An 18133-nucleotide genomic window follows, 5' to 3' on the forward strand; every position below is an offset into this window, starting at 1 on the left:
ACGAACGCGGATCGGTGCCACACATGGCTGACAGATGACTCGGAGCCGGCCTTGCCTGAGATCACTCACACGAGCGGTTTCATCCCGAAAGATCTGGCGGGGTCCCGGTGATTCTGGACAGTGGTCCACATGAAGCTGGGTCTGGCGGATACCGCCGTGCCAGGGGTGAACGGGTTCGAGGTCGGCTGGCGGGACGCCGGTGGCGAGCACCGGCGTCCGCTGGCCGAGGCGGCATCGGTGGAGTTCGAGGCGGGGCTGCCGGTACGCGGGTTCCCGTCGTACCGCGGTCAGCGGAACTTCCCGGGCCTGTACTGGTCGGCCACGACGGGCGGGCACGTGGGGTTCGAGTCGTGGCTGGAGCGGGATCACGCGATGCTGCTGGACTTCACACCCGAGGTGACTGGGCTGCTGTCGCAGCCGCTATGGCTGTTCTGGCAGAACGACAAGGGCAGAGCGGTCTCGCACGCGCCGGACTACTTCGCACGGTTCGAGGACGGCCGGGGGCTGCTGGTGGACTGCCGACCTCTGGACCGGGTCGACGAGCGGTCGGCGGCCAAGTTCGCGGTGACGCAGCTGGCGTGTGAAGCGATGGGCTGGGGCTATCGGGTAGTCGGGATGGTGGACCCGGTCCGGATGGCCAATGTCCGCTGGCTGGCGGGGTATCGGCACCCTCGGCACGCGACCGCCGCAGGGTTGGCCGAGCGGCTGATGATGGTGTTCTCGGTGCCCTCGCCGTTGGTGGGGCAGGCGTCGCTGCTGGGTGATCCGATTGCGGTGTTACCAGCGGTGTTCCATCTGCTCTGGCAGGGGCGGCTGCGAGTGGACCTCTCGAAGCCGCTGACCGACACGACGCTGGTGTCGCGGGCGGAGGCGTGGTGAGCGAGCGGGCGGCGCTGCGTGTCGGCGACCAGATCCGGCTCGATGAGCGGCTGCACACCGTGGTCGGGTTGTCGGGGACGGTGGTGCGGCTGGCCGACGAGGCTGGTCGGGCAAGTCTGGTGTTGCTGGCCCACCTACTGGCTACCGAAGGCTTCGAGTTCCTTGGTCAGCGGGACGGGTCACCGGTGGTGGCGCCCTTTGCGTTGCTGGACACCGTTCCGCCGCAGGAAGCGGAGAAGGCCGCCGCCTGGGAACAGCATCTGCTGGAGCTGGAGTCCGGGCGGCAGAGCGGTGTCGGAGCCGGGACGGGGCCGCGGCCGGAGTACGACCCGACCGCGCACACCTTGGAGGAGCGGATCGCCACGAAGGCCGCCGAGTTGCGGGCCCTGGGCTGGACTGTGAGCGCGCGGACGGTCGAGCGGATGCGGGCCCGCTACCGCGATCAAGGGGTCTGGGGGCTGGTTGATCACCGCAAGACCCGTCTGTCCTCGCCAACGGGCCGGGCTGATGAGCGGATGGTGGCAGCCGTCGCGGAGGTGCTGGCCGGGCAGCTGGAAGAGTCGACCGGGACACGAGGCCGGGTGCGGCGCCGGGTCGAGGCCCTGCTGGCCGAGCGGCATGGGGCCGGGGTAGTGCCGATGCCGTCGAAGACGACGTTCTACCGGCTTGTCGAGGCAGTGAGCGCGGGCACGCACGCCTTCGGTTCGGCTGCTTCCCGCCGCTCCCAAGCTCGGCGGCCCGAGGGGATGTTCACGCCGTCCGCTGCCTGCCGGCCGGGCGAGCTGGTGCAGATCGACACGACTCCGCTGGACGTGCTGGTGATCCTGGAGGACGGGGTGAGCGGTCGTCCGGAGCTGACCATCGCCGTCGATGTGGCAACCCGGACGATCTGCGCGGCGGTGCTGCGGCCAGCGGGCACCAAGGCGGTCGACGCATCGCTGCTGCTGGCGAAGATGCTGGTCCCCGAGCCGCTGCGGCCGGGCTGGCCCGAAGCCCTGGCCTTGTCGGCGACGCTGATCCCGCACGCCCGGCTGCTGGACATCGACGCCCGGCTAGAGCAGGCCGCCGCGAAACCGGTGATCGTCCCGGAAACCATCGGCATCGATCACGGCAAGGTGTTCGTCTCCGACACGTTCATCTCCGCTTGCCGGTCGCTGGGCGTCTCCGTCCAGCCCTCGCGGCCCGCCACTCCGACGGACAAGGCCATTGTGGAGCGGACGTTCTCTTCCATCAACACCCTGCTCTGCCAGCATGTTTCCGGCTATACCGGCTCCAACACGGACCGCCGCGGCGCGGGTGTCGAGGCGGTATGGACGCTCGGGGAACTCGACGACCTTCTTCAGGAATGGATCGTGGCCTGCTGGCAGCAGCGGCCGCACGACGGGCTTCGCAGTCCGTTCCTGCCTGCCCGGTCGATGTCACCCAACGACGCGTACGCGCTGCTCGTGGCCCGCACCGGCTACGTCCCGCTGCCGCTGAGCGGTCTCGACTACCTCGAATTGCTGCCGGCGGTCTGGCGGTCGGTGAACGATTACGGAATCCGCATCGACCATCGCACCTACAACTGCCCGGAGTTGGCCCCGCTGCGGCGCCGCCCTTCGGGAGTGGACGCGAAAGGCGGTCTCTGGGAGGTCCACTACGACCCCTACGACCTGTCCCAGGTCTGGGTACGCGATGCCCGCACCGGAGAGTGGATCACCGTTCCCTGGACGCACCGGCATCTGATCTCCGCGCCGTTCGCGGACTTCACCTGGCGCCGGGCCCGTGACCTGCTCGCGCTGCGAGGCCAGGACGACACCGACCAGGCCACCGTCGCGGCCGCGGTCGAGCAGCTCCTGGTCCGGGCGGAGTCCGGGCCGGATCGCCGTGTCGCGGCCCGTACCCGGGCGGCCCTGGAGCCTCCCAGGCCCGTTGCGGCCCTGCCTACCCCAGCGTCGGAGATCGACGAGGCAGATGAGTGGGACGAGGAAGAAGCCACGGCGGATACACCGTCGAACGTCATCCCCTTCGGCGTCTTCGATGCCTTCACCGACGGGAGCCGCTTGTGACCGAGGAACTGCCGCCGGACATCGGCAACCCGTACGCAACGCTGACCACGAAGGAAGGCTGGCGGTCCTTCGTCGAAGAACGCCCCGAGCCTCCGCCGCCACTGGCGCCGGGCACCAAGCTGGACGCGGAGGAACTGGACTCCTACCAGGAAGCCCGGAAGGACTACCACTCCAGTTCTGTCATCGTCGCCACCCCCACGATCCGCAAGGTCGTCACCACCGGCCGCAAACGGATCGTGCTCAACCGTCACCAGGTCTCCGCCCGCCGCGGGCTGATCGTGTCCGGCTCGGCCGGCACCGGCAAGACCACCGCGATCACTCAGCTCGGCAAGAACGTCGAACAGCTCACCCGGCGCCGCAACCCCGGCGCCACCGGCCAGCTGCCGGTCATCTTCGTCACCGTCCCGCCGGCCGCGACTCCGAAGATGCTCGCCGGGGAGTTCGCCCGGTTCCTCGGTGTCCCTTTGCTCCACCGCATGAGCCAGGTCCAGATCACCAACGCAGTCTGCGACCTGCTCGCCCAGCTCGGCACCACCCTGGTTCTGGTCGACGAGATCCACAATCTTGACCTGACCACCCGCTACGGAGCCGAGGCATCTGACCAGCTCAAGTACCTGTCCGAGCGGATCGCGGCGACGTTCGTACTGGCCGGGCTCGAAGTCGAGACCAGCACCCTGTTCCAGGGCACGAGAGGAGCACAGATCGCGGGCCGGTACTCCGTCATCCCGTCCCAGCCCTTCAGGCGGCGAAACCGCCAAAACCTAGAAGAATGGCAGGCAGTGATCAGCACACTGGAGGAGTCGCTGCGGCTGCACCGCCACCGCCCCGGCACGCTCCTGGCGCTCGACGCCTACCTGCACGAACGCACCAGCGGCCTGATCGGCAGTCTCTCCCAGCTCATCCGGGAGGCGGCCATCGAAGCGATCGATAACGGGGCCGAGAGAATCACCAAGCGCCTCCTCGACTCGGTCGAGCTCGACCACACCGTCGAACAGGCCAGGACCAAGAAGGCCGCCAAGAAGCCGACACGCAGAACGAAGGCGGCCTGAATTCCGTGAAGCCCTGGGAAGAACCCGTCCGGCTCCTGCCCGTCCCGCTTCAACCCATCCACGGCGAAGTGCTGGGCTCTTACCTGCACCGCCTCGCCGCAGCGAACCGGATGAGTTCGGCCCGCCTCGGGCAGTGTCTATCTCCCCACAGCAACCCCTTTTTCACCAGGCGCACAGATGCCTTGCGACGCTGGACACCAACAGCACTCCCGCGGCTGGCGACCATGACCGGCGTCCCGATCGAAGTGCTGCAACGCTCCCTCCCCGCCTTCGTCCGTCTCGCCGCCCGCGCCAACGGCGCCGGAGAGCCCGTCCACGCCCACTACGACCTCTACGTCGTCTGTCGGCACTGCATGCTGCGACATGGCATCCACGAGCCCGTGCTCGCACACATGCCTCCGGGCCTTCGGCTCTGCAACAAGCACGCCATCTGGCTCGACGGCGCATGCCACCCCCACGTCGGCCATCTCGACGGACTGATCAAGGCACAGCGCCAGCACTTCGGGCTGGTCCGTCGTTTCCCCGGCACCATCGACATGGCAACGAAGGAGGCGGAGAAACTCATCCGCTCCTGGTTGATGACGAACTACCAGCCAGCTCTTCAAAAGCGTTGGCAGAAACGGCTGGTGCAGCTCCCTCGGAAGGAACCACGCTACAGCGACGTGGTCCGCCAACGCCATGATGAATGGGAGCGCATCGTGACCTATCCCGAGTTCGTCAGCGTCCTGGGAATCCTCGCTGATCCACGCTGGCGGGCCCACCGCGTCCCCACCGGCCGGCACGTCAGCGTTGAAGATCACCGCGATGCCATCGCCGTCATTTTCGCCGAGGCCGAACGTCGGCTCTCCGTTCCGACGCTCCGCGTCATGCCCGAACGCCGGACCTTCCACAACGACCCCCTGTTTCGCTGGACCGACCCCCGCGGCAGAGTCCGCTTTTCACGCAGAGACGAACCGCACACCGTCATCCGAAGTCCCAGCCAAGCTGGATGAGCACAGGTCAACCGCACCGCCCGCTGCCAGTTCTGCTGGGACACCATGAGGCCAGCGATCCTCCGGATTCCCACAACCACATGCGCTGGGACACCAAGGACTCACGGCGTCCCGCTCCAACTGACGGGCCCCTGGTCAGAGGCGTCGCTCTCCGCCACTTCTACTGGGAACGGACAGTAGGCACCGCAGGTCAGAGCATCACCCTGCCCACAGTCATGGGGCAGGACAACAGGTGTCGCATGTGCAGGACACCCGTCGTGTCCCGTCTCACGCAATCACAACGGCCCACCCTTTCGGGCCACAACTGCGCTCAGCCGACGGCAGCGCCGAACCACTTGGGCAGCCGGCTGAGCAGATCCTGCTGATCTTCACCGACCCACGCCACGTGGCCGTCCGGCCGCAGCAGCACCGCGGGCGCGTCCAGTTCCTCGCTGACGTCGACGACGTGGTCGACCCGATCTGCCCAGCCCGCCACCGAGAGCCGGCCTGTCCGGTCGAGCAGCAGCCCGCGGCCGCCGTGCATCAGCTCGTAGAGACGCCCCTGCTTCAGTCCCACGTCCCGCATCCGCCGACCGAGCAGTTCATGCCCCTCGCCGAAGTCGTAGCGGACCTCGACCGCGGTGATGATCCCGGTCACGTACCGGTTCACCTCCTCGAAGTCCATCAGCTTCGAGAACAGCTCCCGCAGCGCGGTCGCACCCGGATCGGTCCCCAGCAGCGTGATCTGCGCGCGGGTGTTGTCCAGCACGCGGGCGCCCACCGGGTGCCGTTCGGCGTGGTAGCTGTCCAGCAGCCCCTCCGGTGCCCAGCCGTTGACCGCGGCGGCCAGCTTCCAGCCGAGGTTGAACGCGTCCTGCACGCCGAGGTTGAGCCCCTGCCCGCCGGTCGGCGGGTGAATGTGCGCCGCGTCGCCGGCCAGCAGCGCCCGGCCGACCCGGTAGCGCTCGGCCTGCCGGGTGGCGTCGCCGAACCGGGACAGCCAGCGCGGCGAGTGCACGCCGAAGTCGGTGCCGGCGACCGCCCGCAGCTGCTTCTTGAACTCCTCGAGGGTCGGCGCGGTCGCACGGTCCTCGGCCACCCCGTCCGCGGGCACGACAACGCGGCACACCCCGTCCTCGTTGGGGCCGACGCCGAACCGCAGTTGGGTCTTGCGGACCTCCTCGACGACGGCAGCAATCGTCGCCGGATCCTCGGTCACCTCCATTTCGCCCAACAGCGTCTCGACCTTGGCGGGCTCGCCGGGGAAACCGACGCCGAGCAGCTTGCGCACCGCGCTGCGGCCGCCGTCGCACCCGACGAGGTAACGCGAGCGCAGGTGTGTGCCGTCCGCCAGCTCGACAGTCACCCCGTCCTCGTCCTGGCTCAGCCCGACCACTTCGCAGCCGCGCCGGATCTCGGTACCGAGTTCGACGGCGCGCTCGTTGAGCAGCCGCTCGGTGACCGGCTGCGGGGTGGCGAGGCCGTACGGGTGCGCGGTGTCCAACCGATCCGGCCACGGCTTGTGGATGCCGCCGAACAAACCGCCGGCCTGGAACTTCTCACTGACCGCAAGAAACCGGTCCAGCAGGCCGCGTTGGTCCATCATCTCGACACTGCGCGCGTGCAGGCCCTGCCCGCGGGACTCCCCGGTCGGCTCGGCCAGCTTCTCCACCACGACCACCTGCACGCCGTGCAGCCGCAACTCGCCGGCCAGCATCAAGCCGGTCGGTCCGCCGCCGACCACGATCACGTCAATCATGAAAGCCCCCATTGAACGAAACTGAATTCCGGCCAGCCGCTCCGCGCAGTCCGGCGGCGCGCACACCCGCACCTCCGCGCCGAATCCCCGCAACCGCACCGCAAGTCCCACCGGCGGTTCGGCGTTCCCGCGCAACCCATACATCGGCAACAACTCACATACTTCGCAAAGCTGTTGTTTCCGCAGGTTCTGGCCTTGGCCGGCCATTCTGCGGCACGACCCGGGCCTTGCCGCAAGCCCCCCGGTGCGCTATATGTTGAGAGTGGCAAGGAGTGGGTGACCTCCTTGCCTTTGCCTTTTGTCGTCCGCTGTGGACGGACAAGCTCCTCCCGAAGCGGTGACACACCGCGTACGGCGATGCCGGCGGTCCAGGAGGACCTCCCATGGGCCTGCGGACACAGCCGCGGAACGAGAGGTTCTTCGCCCTCTTCAGCAGGGCCGGCTCACCGAGGGGTGCACCGAGGTCTGTATCGCGGCCGGCTGCCGTCGCCGGGCATCTTCAGCAGTCGCTTCACCGACATGGTCGGTGGGCCGCCCGGCGTCCATCGGCGCCACGCGACGCGCGTGACGGCGGGGATCCCGTCGGGCGTCGCGGAACAGGTGACAGACCGATCAGGAATCGAGAAGCGCCGGCCCCCGAGCCGCAGCTAGCGTGGCCAACGGCGAAATCGCCATCCGGGGCGATCGGGCTGTCGGATTCCGCACTTCCCGTTCGTCTTCAAGCCGATCCCGACCGGCACGACTTCAGGAGTGATCATGACCGGCTCTTCCACCCAGGGAATCAAGACCGTGCTGCATCCCGTCACCGACCTGGCGCGGGCCAAGAAGGTATACGCCGCCCTGCTCGGCGCAGCGCCGCAGGCCGACGAGTCCTACTACGTCGGCTTCGAGGCCGCGGGCCAGCACATCGGGCTGGTGCCGGGCGGTGGACAGCAGGGCATGACCTCACCGGTGGCCTACTGGCACGTGCCGGACATCGAGGCGAAGCTGGCCGAGGTGACCGCCGCGGGTGCCACCGTGAAGGAGCCCGCACACGACGTCGGTGGCGGCCGCCTGGTGGCCACCGTCACCGACCCCGACGGCAACGTCCTCGGGCTGCTTCAGGACCGATGAGTGCCGCCCCCGCTCCCGTTCGGCCGGGGCCGGGCCGCACCCGCGACGTTTCCGTGACCGAAGGCGAAGTCGATGTCCTCGGATCGACGCGCTGCCGGCAGCGGCGGGTGACCGGTCCGCCGCGCGCACCGGCTTCGACCCGCGTGCGCCGGCCACCCCGTACCGCTGGTTCCGCATCTCCCCGCGCCGCGTCCAGGCCTGGCGCGAGGTGGACCGACTGCCCGACCGCGAGCTGATGCGCGACGGCCGCCGGCTGGTCTGACGCCTCGGCGTGCACACCGCGTGGCCGGGGCCCAGAGGCTCCACGGGCCGAAGCGAAGCAGAACCGGACGTACGCTCGAAGCCGGTCGGATCGAGCCAGGCGACGCCGGCGGAGACCGCGAAGGCGGCCCCGCCCAACAGATGGAGACACGATGAGCATGGCCCCGAGGACGGACACGCAGTCGCCTGCGCTGCACGCTGCCGACAGCCACGATCTGATCCGCGTGCATGGCGCGCGCGAGAACAACCTCAAGGACGTCAGCATCGAGATCCCGAAGCGCCGGCTGACGGTGTTCACCGGAGTCTCCGGCTCGGGCAAGAGCTCGCTGGTGTTCGACACGATCGCCGCGGAGTCGCAGCGGCTGATCAACGAGACCTACAGCGCCTTCGTACAGGGCTTCATGCCGACGCTGGCGCGGCCCGAGGTCGACGTACTCGACGGGCTGACGACCGCAATCATCGTCGACCAGCAGCGGATGGGTGCCGACCCCCGCTCCACGGTCGGCACCGCCACCGACGCCAACGCGATGCTGCGCATCCTCTTCAGCCGGCTCGGGAAGCCGCACATCGGCCCGCCCAGCGCGTATGCCTTCAACGTCCCCTCGGTCCGGGCGAGCGGTGCCATCACCGTCGAGCGCGGTGCCAAGAAGGCGGTGAAAGCGACCTTCAACCGCACCGGCGGCATGTGTACGCGCTGCGAGGGCCGGGGCACCGTCTCCGACATCGACCTCACCCAGCTCTACGACGACTCCAAGTCGCTCGCCGAGGGTGCGTTCACCATCCCCGGCTGGAAGTCGGACAGCTTCTGGACCGTACGGGTCTATGCCGAGTCGGGCCTCCTCGACCCGAACAAGCCGATCCGCAAGTACACCGAGAAGGAGATGCAGGACTTCCTCCACCGGGAGCCGACCAAGGTGAAGGTCGAGGGTGTGAACCTCACCTACGAGGGACTGATCCCCAAGATCCAGAAGTCGTTCCTGTCCAAGGACAAGGAGGCGATGCAGCCGCACATCCGGGCGTTCGTGGAGCGGGCGGTCACGTTCACCACCTGCCCCGAGTGCGATGGCACCCGGCTCAGCGAGGGGGCCCGCTCGTCGAAGATCAAGCGGATCAGCATCGCCGACGCCTGCGCGATGCAGATCAGCGACCTGGCCGAATGGGTCCGCGGCCTCAAGGAACCGTCGGTGGCGCCGCTGCTCGCCGCGCTCCGGCACACCCTGGAGTCGTTCGTGGAGATCGGGCTCGGCTACCTCTCGCTCGAACGGCCGTCGGGCACGCTGTCCGGTGGCGAGGCGCAGCGCGTCAAGATGATCCGGCACCTCGGCTCGTCGCTCACCGACGTCACCTACGTCTTCGACGAGCCGACGATCGGACTGCACCCCCATGACATCCAGCGGATGAACAACCTGCTGCTGCGACTGCGGGACAAGGGCAACACCGTGCTCGTCGTGGAGCACAAGCCGGAGGCGATCGCGATCGCCGACCACGTGGTCGACCTCGGCCCCGGCGCCGGTACGGGGGGCGGCACCGTCTGCTTCGAGGGCACCCTTGAGGGGCTGCGGGCCAGCGGCACCGTCACCGGCCGCCATCTCGACGACCGGGCCGCCGTGAAGGAGACGGTGCGCAAGCCCACCGGCGCCCTGGAGATCCGCGGCGCGACAGCGAACAATCTGCAGAACGTCGACGTCGACATCCCGCTCGGGGTGCTGACGGTCGTCACCGGCGTCGCCGGCTCCGGCAAGAGCTCGCTCGTGCACGGGTCGATTCCCGCCGGCGAGGGTGTGGTCTCGATCGACCAGGGCGCGATCAAGGGCTCGCGACGGAGCAACCCGGCGACGTACACCGGACTGCTCGACCCGATCCGCAAGGCGTTCGCGAAGGCCAACGGCGTGAAGCCGGCGCTGTTCAGCGCCAACTCCGAGGGCGCCTGCCCCACCTGCAACGGCGCCGGCGTCATCTACACCGACCTGGCGATGATGGCCGGCGTCGCCAGCCCCTGCGAGGAGTGCGAGGGGAAGCGGTTCCAGGCATCGGTGCTCGAATACCACCTCGCCGGTCGCGACATCAGCGAGGTGCTCGCGATGTCGGTGACCGAGGCCGAGGAGTTCTTCGGCGCCGGCGAGGCGCATACGCCGGCCGCGCACAAGATCCTCGAACGGCTCGCCGACGTCGGGCTCGGCTACCTCACCCTCGGCCAGCCGCTGACCACGCTGTCCGGCGGCGAGCGGCAGCGGCTCAAGCTGGCCACGCACATGGCCGAGAAGGGCGGCGTCTACGTCCTCGACGAGCCGACCACGGGCCTCCACCTCGCCGACGTCGAGCACCTGCTCGGCCTGCTCGACCGGCTCGTCGACTCAGGCAAGTCGGTCATCGTCATCGAGCACCACCAGGCGGTCATGGCGCACGCCGACTGGATCGTCGACCTCGGCCCCGGCGCCGGCCACGACGGCGGCCGGATCGTCTTCGAGGGCACACCCGCCGACCTCGTCGCCGCCCGCTCCACCCTCACCGGCGAGCACCTCGCGGCCTACGTCGGCACCTGACCGGGGCCCTCGCGGACACCGTGGGACGAGTTCTCTCATCTGTTTCGACTCGTCCCATGTTCCGGCTCGTCCCACTCGACCGGTGGCGAGACGTGTCCGAGCAGGACGAGCAGGACGAGCAGGACCGGCCGCCCCGGGGGAGTACCCGAGGGCTTCGGCGATGACTGCCGCGGACGCAAGCCTCGCGGTCGTCATCGCCGAGCCGGTCGCCCGGCTCGCCCGCGGTCAGCTCCGGCTCCAGGGCGTCGTCCATGCTCCGTCACCGGCCTCGGGAGCTGTGGGAAACTCGTCAGGTGAGACGGCAGAACCTCGACGACCTCGTCCGGCTGCGGCGGGCCCGCGACCGGATGGACCGTGACTACGGCGAGCCGCTCGACGTCCCGGCGCTGGCGCGTGACGCCCTGATGTCGCCGGGCCATTTCTCCCGCAGCTTCCGCGCCGCTTTCGGCGAGACGCCATACGGCTACCTGATGACCCGCCGCATCGAGCGGGCCAAAGCGCTGCTGCGGCGCGGCGACCTCACGGTGACCGAGGTCTGCTTCGCGGTCGGCTGTACGTCACTGGGGTCGTTCAGCTCCCGCTTCACCCAGCTGGTCGGCGAGAGCCCGAGCGCCTACCGGGCCCGGAGCCATGACCATGGCGCCGCCATCCCGGCCTGCATGGCCAAGATCCACACGCGGCCGGTCAGGAACGGTGGACCGAGCCCCGCTGCCGGGCCGTAGCGTGAACAGCATGGAGATCAGCGTTTCCCAATGCTTCATCGCCGTCGACGACCATGACAAGGCGATCGCCTTCTATCGCGATGTGCTCGGCCTCGAGGTACGCAACGACGTCGGGTTCGAGGGGATGCGCTGGGTGACCGTCGGAGCGCCCTCGCAGCCGGACGTGAGCATCGTCCTGGAACCGCCCGCCGCCGACCCGAACGCCTCACCGGCCGACAAACAGGCCATGGCGGAGCTGATGGCCAAGGGCATGCTGCGCGGCGTCATCTTCGCGACGGACGACTGCGACGCCACCTTCGAGCGCGTCAGCGCCGCGGGCGGCGAGGTGCTGCAGGAGCCGATGGACCAGCCCTACGGCGTCCGCGACTGCGCGTTCCGCGACCCCGCCGGCAACCTGTTGCGCTTCAACCAGCCCCTCGGGAAGTGAGCCGGTCGTACCGGTGCCGGGCGGACTCAGGTTCCAGCCGGTCGATTCGCGCGAAGTGGCGGCCCGGCTCGTGGAACTCAGGCTCGCCCACCCGGCCGGTCCGGTGCCCGATCCGGCCGGGCCGAAGGTGTACGGGATGGCCGACCCGGCCCACGGATGCCTGCAGGCCCACGGCGGGCGCCGGTCGATGATGCCGGTCCGGATGCCGGGAACGGCCGGCCGCGCGTACCGGGCCGGCGAGAATCTGACGCCGGAGGGTGCCGCTGCGGGCGAGCGGACCTGGGAGGACTTCCTGGCGGAGCGGGTGAGCCGGCAGGCGAGCTGACGAGTACGCCTGCGGTCGTGGGCTGACTCTGCCCGTCGGAGGTCGTTGTTTGCTCAACGCATCGCCGATCGGCTGACTGCATGTCATGAGGCGGCGGTACGTGGCCTTTCGCATGGCGCCGGCCATAGGAGCCGCGGGGTGAGCCGGTGGCGGTCCGGGGCGGCCCGGAGCGGTCCGCCCTTTTCCGCCCGGCCGACCGCACAGACCGCCCGGCAGGATCTCAGCTCTGGGTAATGTGTGCCGAAATATCCCCATGCCGGAGACGGGTTCCCATGGATGACGACGACGTCGCCCGCGCTGCAGACGCAAGCGCAGGCGACGGCACAACCCCCGCCCCCAGCCGCACGCGTGGCGGCCGCGGGGCCTCGGTGGTGCCGAGGACCGCCGTGATCGCTGGCGGCGGAGCGCTGGCGGTCTGGGAGCCCGCTTTCACGCTCGGCGCCTACAACGTCATCTTCTACTACCAGATGCTCACCCTCTGGGCGGTGTCGACGGCCGTACTGCTGGCCGGCCTGCTGATGCGCGAACGCGGGCCGCGGCACGGCTGGGTGTACTGGGCCTGCCTTGCCCTGCCCAGCGCGTGGATCGGGCTCGCAGCCATCGTGCCGCGCAGCGGCAACTGGCAGGGCGAGGCGCTCTTCGTGGTGGGCGGTGTCTTCAGCATCATCGGCACCCCGCTGCTGACCTGGGTGCTCCTGCAGCTCCTGCTGTTCGGGGAATCGGAACTCTCCGTACGCCAGCGAAGGATGGTCATCGGCGTCGTCGCGGTCGTCGGCGGGCTCGCCTTTGTGCTCGGCAAATTCAACGATGTCTTTCTCACCTGCGGGGACTTCGACATCAGCGGCAACAGCGTCCCTTCCGGGTGCAGGCCGGGCCACGCCTCCCCGCTCGGCTGACACGGACTCGGATGCGCCCCCGCCGCACCTGGGCAGAACCGGGGCGAGCGGTGGGACCGCCGCGCCAGGTTGCCACCATGGCCGAATCCGTGCTGGTGGCGGGCGCGTGGCTCGGATCGCGGGCATGGGACGCCTGGACTCCGCGGAGCGGGTGGGGCAGGAAGGCTCTCGTTCCGGGCGCCGGGTCAAAGGTCATTGCCTCGCGGCAGCCGGGCCCGGCCGGTCTCGGAATGCCGTGCCCGTGACCGGCAATAATGAATGTGACGATCCGGTCCTCCGGCAGCCATGCTGCCCCCCATGACCTCCTCACCGATCGACTCGGCCCCGGATTCCGCGCCTCTCCCCGGCCCCGGCACCTTCGAACTGGGCGGCACCGTCACCATCCCCCGGCTCGGCTTCGGCGCGATGCAGTTGCCGGGGCGGTGGAGCGGGCCCGCCGGTGACACCGCGACCGCTGTGGCCGTGGCGCGGCGCGCCGTCGAACTCGGGGCGCGGCACATCGACACCGCCGCCTTCTACTTCTCCGACACCCACCGCGCCAACGACCTCCTGCGCGAGGCCCTTCATCCGTACCCCGCGGACGTCACCATCGCCACCAAGGTCGGCCCGCTGCGGGACGAGACCGGTGAGATGTACGCCGAGGCCCGTCCCGATCAGCTGCGCGGGGAGGTGGAGCGGAATCTGGAGGACCTCGGGGTCGACGTCCTCGACCTGGTGCATCTGCGCGTGGGGCGGCTGGGATCGGATGTCGCCGAGTCGCTCGGCGAGCGGTTCGCCGTGCTGGCCGCGCTGCGCGAGGAAGGGCTGATCCGGCAGCTCGGCGTCAGCAATGTGACGGCCGGGCAGCTCGCGGAGGCCCGGTCGATCGCACCGGTCGCTGCCGTACAGAACCGGTTCGGTGTACTCGACCAGGCGGACGCCGCGCTCGTCGACGAGTGCGCGGACGCCGGTATCGCGTACATGCCGTTCTTCGCGCTCGGCGGCGGATTCACCGATCTCAGCGGCGAGAACCTCCGCAAGGTCGCGGAGCGGCACGGTGCGACGGCGTTCCAGATCGCCATCGCGTGGGGGCTGGCCCGCTCGCCCTCCATCGTGCAGATCCCCGGCACCGCCTCGCTCGCCCACCTCGAGGAGAACATGGCCGCCGGCCGACTGACTCTGGACGAGGACGACATGGCACTGCTCGGGCGTCGCGAGTAACCGAATCGGGAAGGGCCGACCGGCCCGGCCCCGGCCCCGGCGTGGACGCCGACGCGTTCCCTCCGTACGGACCGGGGCCGGAACGTCCGCTTGCAGACTATCCACCACAGTCCGAATTGTTACGCTGGTACACATGACCGCCATGGCACCCGCCCGCACCACACCGGACCTCTCCTACCTCCTGGACCACACGAGCCACGTCCTGCGGACCCAGATGTCGGCGGCGCTCGCCGAGGTCGGGCTGACGGCGCGCATGCACTGCGTACTCGTCCACGCCCTGGAGGAGGAGCGCACCCAGATCCAGCTCGCCGAGATCGGCGACATGGACAAGACCACGATGGTGGTGACCGTGGACGCCCTGGAGAGCGCGGGCCTCGCCGAACGCCGGCCGTCCAGCCGGGACCGGCGGGCCCGGATCATCGCGGTCACCGAGAAGGGCGCCCGGCTCGCCGAGCAGAGCCGGCGGATCGTCGACCGGGTGCACAAGGACGCGCTGCAGACCCTCCCCTCCGGCGACCGGGAAGCCCTTCTGCGGGCCCTGAATCAGCTGGCCGGCGACCATCTGGCCACCCCGGAGGAGAGCCCCGGGACCGCCCGCCGCGCACGCCAGAGCAAGAAGTAGTCCGCAACAACAAGACCCGAAACAAATAGTCTGCAACAAAACCATCTGCTACGGTCTCTCTTGTCGATCCTTCCGACAGGAGAGCCCCATGTCTGCCCCTGCTGCCTCCGCCCCTCCCGCACCCGTATCCGCACCCGTTTCGCACGCCTCACGCCGGCTCGCCCTCGGCGTCATCGCCACCAGCCTGCTGATGACCGTCCTCGACGGCTCGATCGTGACCGTGGCGATGCCCGCCGTCCAGGAAGACCTGGGCTTCTCGCCCGCCGGCCTCAGCTGGGTCGTCAACGCCTACCTGATCGCGTTCGGCAGCCTGCTGCTGCTCGCCGGCCGACTCGGCGATCTCATCGGCCGCAAGCGCATGTTCGTCGCGGGCACCGCCGTCTTCACCGCGGCCTCGCTCCTCGCCGGCGCCGCCGTCTCCCCCGGCGTCCTGATCGCCGCCCGCTTCCTGCAGGGCGTCGGCAGTGCCATGGCCTCCGCCGTGGGCCTCGGCATCCTCGTCACCCTGTTCACCGAGCCCGGTGAACGCGCCAGGGCCATCGGCGTGTTCAGCTTCACGGGCGCGGCGGGGGCGTCGATCGGACAGGTGCTCGGCGGGGTTCTCACCGACGCCCTCGACTGGCACTGGATCTTCTTCATCAACCTGCCGATCGGGCTCGCGGCCCTCGTCGTCGCGGTGCGCGTACTGCCCGCCGACCACGGCCTCGGCCGGGCCGCCGGAGCCGATGTCATCGGCGCGCTCCTCGTGACCGCAGGGCTGATGCTGGGCATCTACACCGTCGTCCGGGTCGAGGAGTACGGCTGGGTGTCTGCGCCCACGCTCGGACTCGGCGCGCTCACCCTCGTACTGCTCGTCGCGTTCGTCGCCCGCCAGGCCACCGCCCGTACCCCGCTCATGCCGCTGCGGATCCTCCGCTCGCGCAGTGTCTCCGGCGCCAATCTGGTCCAGGTCCTCATGGTGGCCGCGCTGTTCTCGTTCCAGATCCTGGTCGCCCTCTACCTCCAGAACGTGCTGGGTTACGGTGCCGCCGCGACCGGTCTCGCCATGCTCCCGGCGGCGGCCGTCATCGGAGCCGTGTCACTGGGCGTCTCGGCCCGGCTGATCGCACGGTTCGGCGACCGGAATGTGCTGCTGGCCGGGCTGATCCTGCTGATCGGGGTCCTCGGCCTGCTCACCCGCGTACCCGTACATGCGCACTACGTCACCGATCTGCTCCCGGTGATGCTGCTCGCCGCGGGCTTCGGGCTCGCCCTTCCCGCGCTGACCGCGCTCGGCATGTCGGGGGCGGGGGACGGCGATGCCGGGCTCGCATCCGGACTGTTCAACACCACGCAGCAGATCGGCATGGCCATCGGCGTCGCGGTGCTGTCCACGCTGGCGGCCGCCCGTACCGACACCCTGCTCGCGGACGGCCTCGGCCGCGCCGAGGCGCTGACCGGGGGCTACCACCTGGCCTTCGCCGTCGGTACGGGGCTCCTCGTGGCCGCGTTCGTCATCGCGTTCGCGGTGCTGCGGCGCCCCGAGCGAGGGCCCGCCGCCTGAGCCCGCACCCGTACACCCCACCCCCACAAACCTTCCGAGAGGCCGAACCATGAACGCGCAGAACACCACCGAACAGCCGCCGGGGACCGGCCCCGCTCCCCGCGCACTCACCGACCGAGAGCTGTCGCGACTGCTCCGGAAGCAGCAGTTCGGGACCCTGGCGAGCGTGCGGCGCACCGGTCACCCGCACCTGTCGACCGTCCTCTACGACTGGAACCCCGAGGAGCGCGTCGTGCGCGTGTCCACCACCGCCGACCGCCTCAAGGTGCGTCAGCTGCGCAACGACCCGCACGCCTCCCTGCACGTACAAGGCCCGGACGTCTGGTCGTTCGCGGTCGCAGAGGGGGAGGCGGAGGTGTCGGAGCCGACCACCGTGCCCGGCGACGCGACCGGCCGTGAACTGCTCTCCCTGACCCCCGGCTTCGAAACCCCCGCGCAAGAGACGGCCTTCCTGAAGCAGATCGTCGCGGACCGGCGCGTGGTGATCCGGCTCCGGGTCACCAGGCTGTACGGAACAGCACTGGACATGCCGGCCGAGGACTGACCGTGCCGGGCACGGAACGCCCGCCGCCCCCGGGACCGCAGGGCCTAGGATCCCGCCCATGGCTATCGACCCCGGCTACACCTGCTCCTGCTGCGGCGAACACCACACGGAACTCCCGATGGGGTACTCGACCATGGCACCCGATGTCTGGGACGCAAGCCTGGAGAGCGATCCCGACAGCATGCTCTCCTCGGACCAGTGCATCGTCAGACACCAGCACTACTTCATCAAGGGTCTGATCGAGATACCCGTCCTCGGCAGTGAGGAGCCCTTCTCCTGGGGCGTCTGGGTCTCGCTCAGCCGGGAGAACTTCGCCCGTGCCCTCGATGTGTGGGAGACCCCCGGCCGTGAGTCCGAGCAGCCGTACTTCGGCTGGCTGAGCACCGAGTTGGGGCTGTACTCGCCGCGCACGACCAACCTCAAGACGAACGCCCACACCCGCCCGATCGGCCTGCGCCCCCGGATCGAGCTGGAACCCACCGACCACCCCCTCGCCGTGGAACAGCGCACCGGCATCACGCGCGACCGGGTGCGGGAGATCGCCGAAGCGGTGCTGCACGCCGAAGACGTCCGTGCCTGAGCGACACCGCCGGGTGCGGGAGATCGCCGAAGCGGTGCTGCACGCCGAGGACGTCCGTGCCTGAGCGACACCGCCGGGTGCGGGAGATCGCCGAAGCGGTGCTGCACGCCGAAGACCTCCGTGCCTGAGCGACACCGCCGGGTGCGCCCTGTCGTGGCGGTGACGGGTGCGGCGGTGCTCGCGGCCTTCGCGCTGGTGGCGGTACGCATGTACGTCGGGACGCCGCCGGAACGGCCCCGCACCCGGCAGGTCACCGAGCAGGAGGTCACGGCCGTCGTCGCCGGGGCCGGGGTGACGAAGTCGCCCGACCTGATCGTCGGCGTCATGGAGAGCGGCAGGGGCGCGAAGGAGGAATCCGCCGTCGGGTGTTCCTTCGCCTGGGGGCGCTACACGGAGCCGGAGAAGCGGAAGGCGAAGCCGAAGGGCTCCTTCGCCGGTGCCGTTGCCGCACTGGAGGCGGCCGGCTGGCGGGTGAGTGACCGCTCCGAACGGGAGACGTTCATCTACGCGACCCTCAAGAAGAGCGGATGGAGCTTGAACGTCACCGGCAGCGGTCCTCCGCCGATGCACAGCGATTCGATCGTGTTCACGGGCAGCGCCGACGACTGCCGCCCGTCCGAATAGCCCCGCACACCGACGCGAACACCGCCC

17 protein-coding genes are annotated in these 18133 nt (G+C 69.7%); 16 read left to right on the top strand and 1 reads right to left on the bottom strand.

What is annotated here, in order from left to right; genetic code table 11:
- The first annotated feature begins 129 nt into the window (after positions 1–129).
- Genes ACFVYE_RS29255 through ACFVYE_RS29270 form a run of 4 tightly spaced genes read left to right on the top strand, consistent with a single transcriptional unit; the run spans position 130 to position 4968 of the window.
- The gene (locus ACFVYE_RS29255; RefSeq protein ID WP_383971345.1) at positions 130–879 is read left to right on the top strand and encodes a TnsA-like heteromeric transposase endonuclease subunit; all 750 of its coding nucleotides are present in this window, start codon (positions 130–132) and stop codon (positions 877–879) included.
- Complete coding sequence (locus ACFVYE_RS29260) at positions 873–2927, top strand: Mu transposase C-terminal domain-containing protein (RefSeq protein WP_389607682.1); 2055 nt, start codon at positions 873–875, stop codon at positions 2925–2927. The genes ACFVYE_RS29255 and ACFVYE_RS29260 overlap by 7 nt, the downstream gene beginning before the upstream one ends.
- The gene (locus ACFVYE_RS29265) at positions 2924–3976 is read left to right on the top strand and encodes an AAA family ATPase (protein ID WP_383959940.1); all 1053 of its coding nucleotides are present in this window, start codon (positions 2924–2926) and stop codon (positions 3974–3976) included. Before ACFVYE_RS29260 ends, ACFVYE_RS29265 begins: the two co-directional genes overlap by 4 nt.
- A gap of 5 nt (positions 3977–3981) precedes the next feature.
- Complete coding sequence (locus tag ACFVYE_RS29270; protein WP_383959939.1) at positions 3982–4968, top strand: TniQ family protein; 987 nt, start codon at positions 3982–3984, stop codon at positions 4966–4968.
- Between the two features lie 310 nt (positions 4969–5278).
- Here ACFVYE_RS29270 and rox read toward each other — a convergent pair whose 3' ends face one another.
- Positions 5279–6706 carry a rifampin monooxygenase gene (gene rox / locus ACFVYE_RS29275; RefSeq protein WP_389607683.1) on the bottom strand — a complete coding sequence of 476 codons (1428 nt, stop codon included), beginning with the start codon at positions 6704–6706 and terminating at the stop codon, positions 5279–5281.
- Between the two features lie 756 nt (positions 6707–7462).
- On the opposite strand from rox, the gene ACFVYE_RS29280 reads away from it, so the two are divergent.
- The 12 genes from ACFVYE_RS29280 (at position 7463) to ACFVYE_RS29335 (ending at position 18106) form a co-directional block, all read left to right on the top strand.
- Complete coding sequence (locus ACFVYE_RS29280) at positions 7463–7819, top strand: VOC family protein (protein ID WP_383959934.1); 357 nt, start codon at positions 7463–7465, stop codon at positions 7817–7819.
- A 413-nt stretch (positions 7820–8232) separates the two neighbouring features.
- Positions 8233–10623, top strand: coding sequence for an ATP-binding cassette domain-containing protein (locus ACFVYE_RS29285; protein WP_389607684.1), 2391 nt, complete (start codon positions 8233–8235; stop codon positions 10621–10623).
- A gap of 251 nt (positions 10624–10874) precedes the next feature.
- The gene (locus ACFVYE_RS29290; protein WP_389607685.1) at positions 10875–11345 is read left to right on the top strand and encodes a helix-turn-helix transcriptional regulator; all 471 of its coding nucleotides are present in this window, start codon (positions 10875–10877) and stop codon (positions 11343–11345) included.
- A gap of 10 nt (positions 11346–11355) precedes the next feature.
- Positions 11356–11772, top strand: a complete 417-nt coding sequence (locus tag ACFVYE_RS29295; protein ID WP_383959926.1) for a VOC family protein — start codon at positions 11356–11358, stop codon at positions 11770–11772.
- A 13-nt stretch (positions 11773–11785) separates the two neighbouring features.
- A complete protein-coding gene (locus ACFVYE_RS29300; RefSeq protein WP_389607686.1) occupies positions 11786–12097 on the top strand; it encodes a hypothetical protein in 312 nt (103 codons plus the stop codon).
- Positions 12098–12369: 272 nt separating this feature from the next.
- A complete protein-coding gene (locus ACFVYE_RS29305; RefSeq protein ID WP_383959922.1) occupies positions 12370–12993 on the top strand; it encodes a hypothetical protein in 624 nt (207 codons plus the stop codon).
- Between the two features lie 297 nt (positions 12994–13290).
- Positions 13291–14193: an oxidoreductase gene (locus ACFVYE_RS29310; RefSeq protein ID WP_383959921.1), complete on the top strand. Its 903-nt coding sequence runs from the start codon at positions 13291–13293 to the stop codon at positions 14191–14193.
- Between the two features lie 133 nt (positions 14194–14326).
- Positions 14327–14815 carry a MarR family winged helix-turn-helix transcriptional regulator gene (locus tag ACFVYE_RS29315; RefSeq protein ID WP_383959919.1) on the top strand — a complete coding sequence of 163 codons (489 nt, stop codon included), beginning with the start codon at positions 14327–14329 and terminating at the stop codon, positions 14813–14815.
- 88 nt (positions 14816–14903) lie between these two features.
- A complete protein-coding gene (locus tag ACFVYE_RS29320; RefSeq protein ID WP_383959917.1) occupies positions 14904–16358 on the top strand; it encodes an MFS transporter in 1455 nt (484 codons plus the stop codon).
- Between the two features lie 49 nt (positions 16359–16407).
- Positions 16408–16902, top strand: a complete 495-nt coding sequence (locus ACFVYE_RS29325) for a pyridoxamine 5'-phosphate oxidase family protein (RefSeq protein ID WP_389607687.1) — start codon at positions 16408–16410, stop codon at positions 16900–16902.
- A 58-nt stretch (positions 16903–16960) separates the two neighbouring features.
- Positions 16961–17482 carry a DUF2199 domain-containing protein gene (locus tag ACFVYE_RS29330; RefSeq protein WP_383959913.1) on the top strand — a complete coding sequence of 174 codons (522 nt, stop codon included), beginning with the start codon at positions 16961–16963 and terminating at the stop codon, positions 17480–17482.
- 120 nt (positions 17483–17602) lie between these two features.
- Entirely contained in the window at positions 17603–18106 is a 504-nt protein-coding gene (locus ACFVYE_RS29335; RefSeq protein ID WP_383959911.1) for a hypothetical protein, read from the top strand.
- Positions 18107–18133 lie beyond the last annotated feature (27 nt).

Origin of the sequence: Streptomyces sp. NPDC058239, from assembly GCF_042882185.1 — a bacterium.
Classification (GTDB): domain Bacteria; phylum Actinomycetota; class Actinomycetes; order Streptomycetales; family Streptomycetaceae; genus Streptomyces.

What these genes read in the sequence shown, in the direction of transcription:
- ACFVYE_RS29280 (WP_383959934.1), top strand. Translation starts at nt 7,463, where the DNA reads ATGACCGGCTCTTCCACCCAGGGAATCAAGACCGTGCTGCATCCCGTC.
- ACFVYE_RS29305 (WP_383959922.1), top strand. Translation starts at nt 12,370, where the DNA reads ATGGATGACGACGACGTCGCCCGCGCTGCAGACGCAAGCGCAGGCGAC.
- ACFVYE_RS29330 (WP_383959913.1), top strand. Translation starts at nt 16,961, where the DNA reads ATGGCTATCGACCCCGGCTACACCTGCTCCTGCTGCGGCGAACACCAC.
- ACFVYE_RS29315 (WP_383959919.1), top strand. Translation starts at nt 14,327, where the DNA reads ATGACCGCCATGGCACCCGCCCGCACCACACCGGACCTCTCCTACCTC.
- ACFVYE_RS29255 (WP_383971345.1), top strand. Translation starts at nt 130, where the DNA reads ATGAAGCTGGGTCTGGCGGATACCGCCGTGCCAGGGGTGAACGGGTTC.
- ACFVYE_RS29290 (WP_389607685.1), top strand. Translation starts at nt 10,875, where the DNA reads ATGCTCCGTCACCGGCCTCGGGAGCTGTGGGAAACTCGTCAGGTGAGA.
- ACFVYE_RS29325 (WP_389607687.1), top strand. Translation starts at nt 16,408, where the DNA reads ATGAACGCGCAGAACACCACCGAACAGCCGCCGGGGACCGGCCCCGCT.
- rox (WP_389607683.1), bottom strand. Translation starts at nt 6,706, where the DNA reads ATGATTGACGTGATCGTGGTCGGCGGCGGACCGACCGGCTTGATGCTG.
- ACFVYE_RS29320 (WP_383959917.1), top strand. Translation starts at nt 14,904, where the DNA reads ATGTCTGCCCCTGCTGCCTCCGCCCCTCCCGCACCCGTATCCGCACCC.
- ACFVYE_RS29295 (WP_383959926.1), top strand. Translation starts at nt 11,356, where the DNA reads ATGGAGATCAGCGTTTCCCAATGCTTCATCGCCGTCGACGACCATGAC.
- ACFVYE_RS29310 (WP_383959921.1), top strand. Translation starts at nt 13,291, where the DNA reads ATGACCTCCTCACCGATCGACTCGGCCCCGGATTCCGCGCCTCTCCCC.
- ACFVYE_RS29285 (WP_389607684.1), top strand. Translation starts at nt 8,233, where the DNA reads ATGAGCATGGCCCCGAGGACGGACACGCAGTCGCCTGCGCTGCACGCT.